This is a genomic window from Flavobacterium sp. MFBS3-15, assembly GCF_026107645.2.
GTDB lineage: Bacteria > Bacteroidota > Bacteroidia > Flavobacteriales > Flavobacteriaceae > Flavobacterium.
Genome location: NZ_JAPCHV010000002.1, coordinates 304,960 through 316,396 on the forward strand (window position 1 = coordinate 304,960; position 11,437 = coordinate 316,396).

Sequence of the window (11,437 nt, forward strand, 5' to 3'; positions counted from 1 at the left end):
TTATTTGCTATCAGATAAGTTGAGGATACCCTCATAAATTTCATAATTCTCATCATCAAAACAAACGAAAACTACCTGCGTAATCGTATCATCTGATTTTAAAAATTCCCTTACCGAAGTAATTGCAATTTCAGCGGCCATTTGCTTGGGGAAATGATATATTCCCGTGCTGATATTAGGAAATGCAACTGAAGCAATATTATTTTGCACAGCAATAGCAAGACTGTTACGATAGGCATTCGCTAAAAGCCGCTCTTCGCCGCTGTTGCCCCCATTCCATACCGGCCCCACCGTGTGGATTACATATTTCGCATAAAGCTTACCACCAGTAGTAATTACAGCCTCTCCTGTATTGCATCCTCCCTGGCGGTTGCGTATGGCAACACATTCTTCCAAAATTGCCTTTCCTCCGGCTCTATGTATGGCACCATCGACACCCCCGCCTCCAAGTAATGATGTATTGGCTGCATTTACAATAGCATCCGTTTCTACTATAGTGATGTCGCCTTTTATGAGTGTTATTTTCGACATATCTATATCTTCCCGTAATACATCGCCTTCACTATCCCATCAGAGAGCCCAATCTTAGGTACATAAATGTTGCGTGCACCACTCCACTTCATAGCATTGAGGTAAATGCGCGCGGCGTAGATGATAACGTCAGCACGGTCAGGGTTGAGTCCGAGTTCGGAGATGCGCTGTTCGTAGCTCAGGCTGTTGAGAAACTGGTATTGTGAGTTTACATAAAAATAGGACAGCGGCTTTTCCTGTGCCTTCCCCGACATTTTAAATATTTTATTGATGTTCCCGCCCGAACCTATTAACGTAACGCTTTCATAAGGCTCGACTATCTGTTTAATCCATTTCTCGATTTCGAGCCATACCACATCATTAACCATATTGTTAAGCAAACGAACCGTACCATTTTTAAAAGATTTGGCTGCTACGATCTTTCCTCCTGCAAATAAAGAAAACTCTGTACTGCCGCCGCCTACATCTACAAAAAGATAAGTGTGTTCGGGTTTAAGGAATTCATGCAGGTCAGTTGCTGCAATAATGGCCGCTTCCTTCCTGCCATCAATGATTTCTATTTTTATCCCGGCCTCGCGTTCAATGATGTCTACAACTTCTTTACCATTCTCTGCCTCGCGCATGGCGGAGGTCGCACATGCCATAAATCGCTCCACTTTATGAACCTTCATAAGCAATCGGAATGCTGTCATGGCATCTACCATACGTGCAATGTTCTCGTCGGATATTTCGCCTACAGTAAAAGCATCCTGTCCAAGGCGAATAGGTACACGCACCAGTGAGCTTTTATTGAATTGTGTTTCTTTTCCTTCCTGTTCCACAATATTGCACACCAACATCCTCATGGCATTGGACCCAATATCTATTGCGGCATATTTTTTTATATTAATCATCTATCTGAGTGCCTTGAGGCGCTTAGATGCTTGAGTACTTAACCCATTCCTAAGAACCTCAGATTATAATTGTTCGTAAATAACTTCCAGCTTATTCCTGAAATAATTATAGGTTTCAAGCTGCGCCCTGAAAGGCTTTTGGTCCGGTTTTTTCCTGTATTTGTTTTCGAGGGTTTCGCTATGAAGGCGAGCCTTCACATTGGCCTTCCATCCAATGTCAAACACTTCAATCATTTCCTGCTTAATTTCATTATCGTATATAGGGCAGGTAACTTCTACACGCGCGTCAAGGTTACGAGTCATGAAGTCTGCTGAAGAAATAAAAACCTCGGGATCACCGCCATTCGCAAAAATGTATACCCTGGAATGTTCCAGGTAATTATCTACTATGCTAATTGCTTCAATGTTCTCGCTCATCCCCTGCACACCAGGAATCAGGCAGCAGATGCCCCTAATGATAAGCTGAATCCTTACCCCTTCCCTGCTTGCCTCATACAACTTGTCGATCATCCTGTAGTCGGTAAGACTGTTCATTTTCAGCTTTATACAGGCTTCCTTTCCTGCTATTGCATTAAGTATCTCCCTGTCAATCAATTTGTAAAACTTGCTTCGCGTATAGTGTGGCGATACAAACAAATGCCTGTAACGATGCACTCGGTAGTTTACCTCAAAAAAATCGAATATCTTACTCACCTCTTTCATAATCGCAGCATGGCTTGTAAACAAAGTTACATCAGTATAAATCCTGGCTGTAGACTCATTAAAGTTACCTGTAGAAACAAAACCATAGCGCCTGAGTTTACCTGATTCTATGCGTTCCACGACACATACCTTGCTATGCACTTTAAGGCCTTTAACCCCAAATATAAGACTGATCCCTTCTGTCTGCATCAGCTCTGCATACGATATATTGCTGGCCTCGTCAAAACGAGCCTGCAATTCTATCTGAACTGTTACCTTTTTGCCATTCTTTGCAGCATTAATCAGTGAACTGATGATCTGTGAGTTCTTCGCAAGCCTGTAAAGCGTAATTTTTATACTCAATACCTTGGGATCGAGTGCTGCTTCCCGAAGGAATTTTATAACATACGAAAATGACTGATAGGGCGTATTAATCATATAATCCTTCTGCTTTAGCCTTTGTATAATGCTTCCTTCAAGACTAAGCCCGGATACCGGAAGGGCGACATTTTGCTGGTAAAGCAAATCCTGCCTGCCAAGGCTGGGGAAATCCATGTAGTCGCGACGGTTGTGATAACGCCCACCCGGGATAATACTATCCGATGAATCGATTTCCATCCTCGTCAGGAAAAATTCGAGCGTATCGGGTTCAATAGCCTGGTCGTAAACAAAACGTACAGGTTCTCCAATGCGCCTGTCTTTAACACTCGTGGATATCTTTTCCATTAGGCTTTTGCTTTGGTCGCTATCTATTTCCAATTGTGCATCACGGGTTATTTTTATCATGTGCGCCGAAATGCTCTCATAATGAAAGATATTAAAGATACTGTGCAGGTTAAGCCTTATAACATCATCAAGCATAATGATATACTTCTTTTCACTATTTGATGGGAGTTGCACAAACCTGTTGATAGTTTTAGGTATTTCAATAACCGCATAGCGTACCTCATTCTTCTGTGTTTCATCATCGTCATCATGATCCGTATTTCCGTTGCCATTCAGCTGGGGCTGCATTACAAGCTTTACTGCCAAATAGCCCGAAGTATCTTTCAATATCGGGAATTCATCGAGGTCATTAAGAATAATGGTTACCAGCTCCGGGCTGACCTTCTGTATGAAGAAATCCTTTATAAAAAGCTCCTGCTCCTTATTAATCTGCGTTTCGTTCACCATGAAGATATTCTCTTTCTCCAATTCCTTTTCGATAACGCTGAGGATGCGAAGAGAGTCGGATTGCTGCTCGATTACTATCTCGGTAATTTCCTTAAGGAGTTTTTGCGCGGATATTCCGCCAAGTACTTTTTCACCTGTCTGCCCCTCAAGGCTAAGTCGGCGGATGGCAGCGTAGCGTACCCTGAAAAATTCGTCGAAATTATTTGAAAATATTCCTAAAAAACGGAGCCTGTCTAATAGCGGAACATTGTCATCCCCGGCTTCCTGCAATACCCTTGCGTTAAATGCCAGCCAGCTTTTTTCCCTGTCAATGTACCGGTTTACCGGTGAGTGGTGAATCATGCTTTTTTAATTCTCTTGGAAATAACGTTTTCTTTATTTTGCCTTTTCGTATGTCCTTCCAGTCATTTTCTTCAAATGAAAGCGAAACAAAACCAGCTGTAGGTACGTTCTCTACAGCATGGTTCCCAAAGGTATTAACAAAATTAGTAATAGCGTCGTTATGTCCAAAAAGAATTAAGTTATCAAATTGGTTATCGCATGTTTTTATGATGTTTGCAAGCTTTTTTTCGTCAAAAGTATAGAGATCATCTTTAAATACAATTGTATCAATAGGTATGGAAAGGTTTTCAGCGAAAATGTATGCGGTATTTTTGGCGCGTTGCGCAGTACTGCTCCATACTATAAATGACTTTGGCAGGAATTCATCTACCTCCCCGGCCATCATGTGCGCATCATTAATCCCACGATTGGAAAGGGGGCGGTCTTTATCCGACAGCGGAGCATCCCAACTTGATTTTGCATGACGGATCAGGATTAAATTTTTCATACGCTTGATGTTTAAGTTTTGTGTATCAGAAATTTAAATGTCCAAAAAAATACGAAGCAGAATTCCCTACGAAATGTTAATTCGGTACTAAATTTATTTTATGGCGCCAGTCTGTCGGCCTTCCAATTGTAATCGTCCTGCAATTTATAGCGTATCCTGTCGTGCAGGCGATTGGGCCTGCCTTGCCAAAACTCCATTTCCACAGGCTTTACGATATATCCGCCCCAATGTTCCGGCCGTAGAATCTCCTTGCCCTCATATTCTTTTTCCAGTTCCTTCAGGTTATCCTCAAGGTATTCGCGTGACGGAATGACTTCACTTTGGGGCGAAACCACAGCGCCAAGCCTGCTGCCTGCAGGGCGGCTTTCAAAATAACCGTCAGATAGGTTGTCTGCCACTTTTTCTGCCACGCCTTTTATAATCACCTGCCTTTCTAATTCATGCCAAAAGAAGGAGAGGCACACATTCGGGTTGGCCGCAATAGCTTTCCCTTTTTCCGAATTATAATTCGTGTAGAAGATAAATCCTTCATACGTAAATTGCTTCAACAGCACCACTCGCGATTTCGGGAAGCCATCAAGCCCAACGGTAGAAACCGTCATAGCATTCACCTCGGCGCTTCCACCAAAGTCCTCAACTTCCTTAAACCAGTCCCTGAACAGCGTGATCGGGCCTTCCGGAAGGTTCTCTTCGGTTAGATGGCTTTTCTCGTAGGAACGGCGGTAATTGCTTAGGTCGGTCATTTTATTTCAGATTGTTGATTTGAGATTGGGCTACACTCACACTAATCGCTTGTCTGTATAAATTTAAATAATATAGTATTAAATTTATTGAATTTTTGATCATATTCTACAATCGAAATACTAATTCAGAACTCAAAAACTTTCCCATCATCTGCCAACTCCACGTTTTCAAAAATGGTTTTCGCCTCTTCCTTAAACAATTCGATTGAACTATAGCGGGTTGAAAAATGCCCAAGTATTAATTGCTTGACATTGGCCATTTTAGCTATTGTGGCAGCTTGTTTTGCGGTGGTATGCATCGTCTTTTCGCATAGGTGCGCTTCAGATTCAAGAAATGTGCTTTCGTGATATACCACATCCACATCTTTTATCAAAGGCACAATACTATCGTCGTATACGGTATCCGAACAAAAAGCATAGCTCTTCGGTGCTGGCGGGTCGAACGTCAGTTCGGCATTCGGAATGATCCTGCCATCATCCAGCTTTATGTCGCCGCCATTCTTGATTTTTTGGTAATACACCACGTCGATGCCATAATTTTCCACGGATTCAATGTTCAGCTTGCGCTCGCCCGGTTTTTCACGGAAAAGGAAGCCATTGGTATACACCCTGTGCCTCAACGGTATGGTTGTAACTGTTACTTTCTTATCCTCATAGATCACCTCTGGGTCCTTCCCTTTCAGCTCGTGGAAATACAGGTTATACCCCGTCCACGAGTTCGAAAGCTTCAACTGCAAAAGGATGATCTCTTTTACGCCTTTAGGGCCGTACACGTGCAGGTCAGTTTGTCTGTTGAGCAACGAAAATGTAGAAATAAGCCCAATCAGCCCATAAAAGTGGTCACCATGGAGGTGCGAAATGAACACATGGTTTATTTTGGAAAAACGCAGCTTGTTCTTGCGCAATTGTACCTGCGTACCCTCGCCACAGTCAATTAGGAACATCCTTTCCTTCATTTCCAGCACCTGGGATGTAGGGTTGGTCAGTGTACGTGGTGTCGCGGCATAACAGCCTAAGATCGTCAGATTCATTTTAGTTCCGGGTTCAGTGTTCCGGGTTCAGTGCTGCCACCTGCACTGAAATAGAAAATTAAAAATAAAAAATAATCAATTAAAAGCCCAGGTCGCGCTCTATCTCTTCCATTTCGATGATGTCATTGGCTTCAAGCAATGTTGGCACCACTACCATCTCATCGGGCACTTCGCCGAAGTCAATGTCATTGGCAACCAATACAAACGACTTCTTTGATTTGCGATGCTTATCAGATAGCGAAAGGAATGTCAGTACCGTATCAAGCGTAACGTCATTATCACTGGTAAGGTCCAGTATGATGTTTTTTTCTTTATAACTATTATATTCGGCTGTAACTTTTGCAAGGAATGCAACTACATCACCCTGTGTATCTTTTATCGTTACCGTATGCCCTTTATCTTCTACTTTCATTTTTGTTCTGATGTGCTTAGATTGTTAGTTGCTGAGCAGCTTAGGCTCTTAGTCGCTAAGGTACAAAGTTAGCTTTTATTTCAGCTGGTCGTTTCAATATTTTATGACAAACTAACTTGGTTTAACTTCAACAATATCTACCTACTGCTTTATCTTCGAGGCCAGCAAATAGATTACTGCCATGCGTACTGCCACACCGTTTTCTACTTGTTCCAGTATTACCGATTGCTGCGAGTCGGCCACATCACTAGTGATCTCAACACCGCGATTTATAGGGCCGGGATGCATGATTACAATCTCTTTTTCCAGCGAATCAAGGAAAGCTTTATCTACCCCATATTGCTGTGCATATTCGCGGGTAGACGGGAAATAGTTCACATCCAGCCTTTCATTCTGTACGCGGAGCATATTTGCTACATCGGCCCATTCAAGGGCTTTACGAAGGTTGGGCTCTACTTTTACTCCCAAAGATTCCACATAGCGAGGAATAAGCGTTTTAGGTCCACATACCTTTACTTCGGCACCCTGCATCTGCAAGGCATAAATGTTCGATAATGCCACCCTCGAGTGCAATATGTCACCTACAATAACCACCTTCTTCCCTTCTACCCCGCCGAGCTTTTCGCGGATGGTATAGGAATCCAGCAATCCCTGTGTAGGATGCTCATGCGCACCATCACCTGCATTGACTATACTTGCATTTACGTTGCGTGACAGGAAATGTGCCGCACCCGGTTTTTCGTGGCGCATTACCACCATATCCACTTTCATGGAAAGGATATTGTTTACCGTATCAATGAGCGTTTCTCCCTTTTTTACTGATGATTGTGCTGCTGAAAAGCTTATAATATCGGCAGAGAGCCTTTTTTGTGCCAGTTCAAACGATAGCTTGGTTCGGGTACTGTTCTCAAAAAAAATGTTGGCTATGGTAATGTCCCTCAGTGACGGAACTTTCTTAATGGGCCGGTTGATGACTTCCTTAAACTGGTCGGCAGTCTCAAAAATGAGGTCGATATCACTTTTGGTAATGTATTTTATGCCGAGCAGGTGATCAACGCTTAGTTCTTTCATTGTGTTGTTGCTGTAGTTATGTTAGACCAAATAAACACCGTCCTCACCCTCGTTCTCCTTCCAGTGTACGCGTACTTTCTCATCGTTGATGGCATCAACCTGGCGGCCACGGTAATCAGGCTGTATAGGCAAGTGGCGGCTGAAGCGGCGGTCGATGAGCACGAGCAGCTCGATCTCCGATGGACGGCCGAACGACTGTATGGCAGTAAGCGCGGCGCGGATGCTCCTCCCTGTGTAGAGCACATCGTCTATGAAAACCACTTTCTTGTCCTCTACCAAAAAATCGATCTCGGTGCGATTGGCTTCCAGAGGCTTATCGTGCCTGCGGAAATCGTCGCGGAAAAAGGTGATGTCCAAAAAGCCCAGCTGGATTCCCGGCACATTATATTCCTCCTCCAATATCTGCTTAAGGCGTCTGGCAGGAAAGCCGCCACGGGGCTGCAGCCCAATGAGCACGGTATTGGAAAAATCGAGGTGCTTTTCAATTAACTGGCAGGCCAAACGGTGTAGGATGATATTGACTTCCGTTGAAGTGAGCAATATTTTCTGGCTCATAATGCGGTGTTGTGTTTGGAGGGTAAATTTAGGGAAAATTTTGAAAACTTACGTGTAGGCTCAAGAAATCATAATCTCCTGCCAATTAATCCAATTTTAACAAAATCCTGTTTTTCTTCCCTTAATTTTATGTGTATAACCTAAAAGAACAAGACAATGAAAAACAGGATTTTCCATTTGGGTATCTTTGCTTTGTTGCTGGGAACCCTTACAAGCTGCGAGGTAATCGGTGACATATTCCAGGCCGGTATGGCAGTGGGGATTTTCATAGTGATCGCCGTCGTAGTACTGATCATTTGGCTGATAAGCAAGTTCAGGAAATAATAAAGGGCCATTGAGGCCCTTATTTATTATCTTAGTTGTACATCTTTGCTCTTAGCTCCTTGATCTTTTCATCATCAAGGTAATCATCAAACGTCATGTAGCGGTCGATGACACCATTCGGAGTAATCTCCAGCACGCGGTTGGCAACGGTTTGCGCAAACTCGTGGTCATGCGTGGTAAACAGCACTGATCCTTTAAAGTTCTTCAACGAGTTATTGAATGCCGTGATCGATTCCAGGTCAAGGTGGTTAGTGGGCTCATCGAGCATAAGTACGTTGGCACGGAGCATCATCATGCGTGAAAGCATGCAGCGCACTTTCTCACCTCCCGAAAGCACCCTTCCGGTTTTAAGTGCCTCTTCGCCACTAAAAATCATTTTACCAAGGAACCCACGGATATATACCTCGTCACGCTCCTCCTCCGTCTTGGCCCACTGGCGCAACCAGTCAACCAGCGTAAGGTCATTCTCAAAGAATTCGTGGTTATCTGCAGGAAGGTAGGATTGAATTGTTGTAATACCCCAGTCAAATGTACCGCTGTCCGGCTTCAGGTTGCCGTTCAGTATCTCATAAAAAGCAGATGTTGCACGTGAGTCTTTAGAGAACACCACGATTTTATCGCCTTTGGCCATATTCAGGTCAACGTTCTTAAATAATATCTCTCCGTCTACAGAAGCGCTCAGGTCTTTCACGTTGAGTATCTGATCACCGGCTTCGCGTTCCTGCTCAAATATGATAGCAGGGTAACGTCGGCTTGACGGCTTGATGCCATCCACCTTAAGTTTCTCAAGCATTTTCTTACGGCTGGTGGCCTGTTTCGATTTAGCGACGTTAGCACTGAATCGCATGATGAACTCCTGAAGCTCTTTCTTCTTCTCATCGGCTTTTTTGTTCTGCTGGGCCCTCTGCCTTGCGGCAAGCTGGCTCGACTCATACCAGAAGGTATAGTTGCCTGAGAAGTGGTTGATTTTTCCAAAATCTATATCCGATATATGCGTACACACTGCATCAAGGAAGTGGCGGTCGTGTGATACTACTATTACGGTATTGTCATAGTTGGCTAGGAAATTCTCCAGCCAGCCTATAGTTTCAAAGTCCAGGTCGTTGGTTGGCTCATCCATGATCAGCACATCGGGGCTTCCAAAAAGCGCCTGCGCCAAAAGGACACGTACCTTCAGCTTGCTGTCCATGTCACCCATTAATGTGTAGTGGAATTCCTCCCCTATGCCAAGGTTACTCAGCATCGCGGCAGCATCAGAATCGGCATTCCAGCCATTCATCTCTTCAAATATGATTTGCAGTTCACCTACCCTTTCACCGTCTTTATCCGAGAAGTCAGGCTTCAGGTAAATCTCATCCATCTCCTTTTTAACAGCAAATAGTGTTTTATTGCCCATCATCACAGTTTCAAGCACAGTGTGCTCGTCAAACATATTGTGGTTTTGGTTAAGTACCGACATCCTTTTCCCTGGTTCCAGGTATACATGGCCCGATGTAGGGTCAATGTCGCCCGCAAGTATTTTAAGGAAAGTAGACTTACCGGCACCATTCGCACCGATAATACCGTAGCAATTGCCTTGGGTAAATGAAGTATTCACTTCATCAAACAATATCCTCTTGCCGAACTGTACCGATAAATTTGAAACTGATAGCATTTTAAAAATTTTTGCAAAAATACAAAATTTAAGCAAGTAATCCTTGAACATACCCTGTTAGGGTAATGATTTCTTAATTTAACTAGTTTTTAACATTTTTACGTGCATAATAAAATATTTTTGTTTTTGCTCAATAAACAACAATGCAACATCTTACCAAGGCCGGTCTTTACTTATTTTTTTTCCTGCTTTTCACCTCGTGCGGAAAAGATGAGGATTATACCGCTTATTTTGGTGGTGAAGTGCTAAACCCAAGAGGTAAGTATTTGATTTTTAGCAAAGAAGATATAGTAATCGATACAATTTTCCTCGATAAGAACAATCGTTTTTTTGTAAAGTTTGATTCTCTTACGCCAAGTATGTATAGCTTCAAACATGGCGCTGATTACCAGTATATTTATTTTGAAAAGAATGACAGCATCATGGTTTCTGTAGATTCAAACGAATTTGATGAGTCAATTGTATTCAGTGGACGTGGCGAAAAAAAGAACAATTTCATGATGGAATTGTTTCTTATGCACGAATCTGACAGGACTAATAGCTATAATATTTACGATTACGATTTTGATAAGTTTAGCAGGGTGATAGATTCTACACATGCATTGCGAAAAAAATTCTATACTGAAAGAAAGAAGGCTATTGAATGGAGCGATGATTTTGATTTTTATGCCAGCTCTAGGGTAAATCTAAATTATTACACTAAAAAAGAGTATTATCCTTATGTACACGCACGTAGGACCGGAAAGGAAGTAATGTCAAAGCTGCCAAAGGATTTTTACAATTTCCGTAAAACAATAGACTTTAACGATGCAAAGCTGATACATTATTCTCCTTATGTGCGTTATCTTTCGGCATTGCTCAACAATATGGCAATAACTAAATGGCATAAGAAAGGATCTGTCTCAGAGGATTCATATTCAAATAACATTGAAAAGCTTAAACTAGCCGATTCGATGTTTGCAAACGAACAGGTTAAAAACCAGATGCTCAACAATATTGCTTTCGCTTATCTACTGGAAGACCAAAATATTGAGAATAACAAAAAGTTTCTGGACAGTTATATGAAGTTTTCGACTGATGATAGCAAAACTAATGAAATAAGGAAGATTGGTAACGCAATACAAAATCTGGCAAAAGGTGCACAACTTCCAAAAGTGGATTTTGTAGATCGCAATAACAACACAATATCAATTGGGAAAAATCTGGAAAACGAAACAGTCATCTTCTTTTGGACAAGCTGTGCCAAAGGCCAACTGGAAGGTATATATGATAAAATAAGAGGATTGAAAAAAACACATCCTACAGTAGATTTTATTGCAGTGAATGTCGATGAGAATGATGAATGGGATAATATAGCCAGTGAATATGACTCTGCCAATGTGTTGCAATTAAGAGCTGCCGACTTCAACGAATTGAGGGATAAATGGGTAATTACAAAAATAAAACGTACTATTATCCTGAATCCAGGAGGTACAATTAAAGATGCATTTACCTACCTTATGGACGACAAGTTCGAGGAAGCCCTTAGCAATTAATTGTA

At 42.3% G+C, this 11,437-nt stretch carries 12 protein-coding genes; 2 read left to right on the forward strand and 10 right to left on the reverse strand.

Going from position 1 to position 11,437, the window contains the following annotated elements:
* From OGH69_RS03435 to pyrR, 9 genes are all read right to left on the reverse strand, one after another.
* Positions 1-531, reverse strand: a complete 531-nt coding sequence (locus OGH69_RS03435) for an O-acetyl-ADP-ribose deacetylase (RefSeq protein ID WP_265173038.1) — start codon at positions 529-531, stop codon at positions 1-3.
* Positions 532-533: 2 nt separating this feature from the next.
* Entirely contained in the window at positions 534-1,424 is an 891-nt protein-coding gene (locus OGH69_RS03440; protein ID WP_265173039.1) for a Ppx/GppA phosphatase family protein, read from the reverse strand.
* A 63-nt stretch (positions 1,425-1,487) separates the two neighbouring features.
* Positions 1,488-3,620, reverse strand: coding sequence for a polyphosphate kinase 1 (gene ppk1, locus OGH69_RS03445; protein ID WP_265173040.1), 2,133 nt, complete (start codon positions 3,618-3,620; stop codon positions 1,488-1,490).
* The gene (locus OGH69_RS03450; RefSeq protein WP_265173041.1) at positions 3,586-4,107 is read right to left on the reverse strand and encodes a SixA phosphatase family protein; all 522 of its coding nucleotides are present in this window, start codon (positions 4,105-4,107) and stop codon (positions 3,586-3,588) included. Before OGH69_RS03450 ends, ppk1 begins: the two co-directional genes overlap by 35 nt.
* A 98-nt stretch (positions 4,108-4,205) precedes the next feature.
* The gene (pdxH, locus tag OGH69_RS03455) at positions 4,206-4,850 is read right to left on the reverse strand and encodes a pyridoxamine 5'-phosphate oxidase (protein ID WP_265173042.1); all 645 of its coding nucleotides are present in this window, start codon (positions 4,848-4,850) and stop codon (positions 4,206-4,208) included.
* 125 nt (positions 4,851-4,975) lie between these two features.
* The gene (locus OGH69_RS03460) at positions 4,976-5,881 is read right to left on the reverse strand and encodes a ribonuclease Z (RefSeq protein ID WP_265173043.1); all 906 of its coding nucleotides are present in this window, start codon (positions 5,879-5,881) and stop codon (positions 4,976-4,978) included.
* A 79-nt stretch (positions 5,882-5,960) separates the two neighbouring features.
* Positions 5,961-6,293, reverse strand: coding sequence for a ribonuclease Z (locus OGH69_RS03465; RefSeq protein ID WP_265173044.1), 333 nt, complete (start codon positions 6,291-6,293; stop codon positions 5,961-5,963).
* A gap of 141 nt (positions 6,294-6,434) precedes the next feature.
* Complete coding sequence (locus OGH69_RS03470) at positions 6,435-7,364, reverse strand: aspartate carbamoyltransferase catalytic subunit (protein ID WP_265173045.1); 930 nt, start codon at positions 7,362-7,364, stop codon at positions 6,435-6,437.
* 21 nt (positions 7,365-7,385) lie between these two features.
* The gene (gene pyrR / locus OGH69_RS03475) at positions 7,386-7,919 is read right to left on the reverse strand and encodes a bifunctional pyr operon transcriptional regulator/uracil phosphoribosyltransferase PyrR (protein WP_265173046.1); all 534 of its coding nucleotides are present in this window, start codon (positions 7,917-7,919) and stop codon (positions 7,386-7,388) included.
* A gap of 156 nt (positions 7,920-8,075) precedes the next feature.
* Between pyrR and OGH69_RS03480 the strand changes: the two genes are divergently transcribed.
* Complete coding sequence (locus OGH69_RS03480) at positions 8,076-8,243, forward strand: hypothetical protein (RefSeq protein WP_265173047.1); 168 nt, start codon at positions 8,076-8,078, stop codon at positions 8,241-8,243.
* Positions 8,244-8,274: 31 nt separating this feature from the next.
* Here OGH69_RS03480 and OGH69_RS03485 read toward each other — a convergent pair whose 3' ends face one another.
* Entirely contained in the window at positions 8,275-9,897 is a 1,623-nt protein-coding gene (locus OGH69_RS03485; RefSeq protein ID WP_265173048.1) for an ABC-F family ATP-binding cassette domain-containing protein, read from the reverse strand.
* A 143-nt stretch (positions 9,898-10,040) separates the two neighbouring features.
* Here OGH69_RS03485 and OGH69_RS03490 point away from each other — a divergent pair, with 143 nt between their 5' ends.
* Entirely contained in the window at positions 10,041-11,432 is a 1,392-nt protein-coding gene (locus tag OGH69_RS03490; RefSeq protein WP_265173049.1) for a TlpA family protein disulfide reductase, read from the forward strand.
* Positions 11,433-11,437: the final 5 nt, after the last annotated feature.

Coding starts and splice junctions, on each gene's coding strand:
- OGH69_RS03435 (WP_265173038.1), bottom strand. CDS start 531: ATGTCGAAAATAACACTCATAAAAGGCGACATCACTATAGTAGAAACG.
- OGH69_RS03440 (WP_265173039.1), bottom strand. CDS start 1,424: ATGATTAATATAAAAAAATATGCCGCAATAGATATTGGGTCCAATGCC.
- ppk1 (WP_265173040.1), bottom strand. CDS start 3,620: ATGATTCACCACTCACCGGTAAACCGGTACATTGACAGGGAAAAAAGC.
- OGH69_RS03450 (WP_265173041.1), bottom strand. CDS start 4,107: ATGAAAAATTTAATCCTGATCCGTCATGCAAAATCAAGTTGGGATGCT.
- pdxH (WP_265173042.1), bottom strand. CDS start 4,850: ATGACCGACCTAAGCAATTACCGCCGTTCCTACGAGAAAAGCCATCTA.
- OGH69_RS03460 (WP_265173043.1), bottom strand. CDS start 5,881: ATGAATCTGACGATCTTAGGCTGTTATGCCGCGACACCACGTACACTG.
- OGH69_RS03465 (WP_265173044.1), bottom strand. CDS start 6,293: ATGAAAGTAGAAGATAAAGGGCATACGGTAACGATAAAAGATACACAG.
- OGH69_RS03470 (WP_265173045.1), bottom strand. CDS start 7,364: ATGAAAGAACTAAGCGTTGATCACCTGCTCGGCATAAAATACATTACC.
- pyrR (WP_265173046.1), bottom strand. CDS start 7,919: ATGAGCCAGAAAATATTGCTCACTTCAACGGAAGTCAATATCATCCTA.
- OGH69_RS03480 (WP_265173047.1), top strand. CDS start 8,076: ATGAAAAACAGGATTTTCCATTTGGGTATCTTTGCTTTGTTGCTGGGA.
- OGH69_RS03485 (WP_265173048.1), bottom strand. CDS start 9,897: ATGCTATCAGTTTCAAATTTATCGGTACAGTTCGGCAAGAGGATATTG.
- OGH69_RS03490 (WP_265173049.1), top strand. CDS start 10,041: ATGCAACATCTTACCAAGGCCGGTCTTTACTTATTTTTTTTCCTGCTT.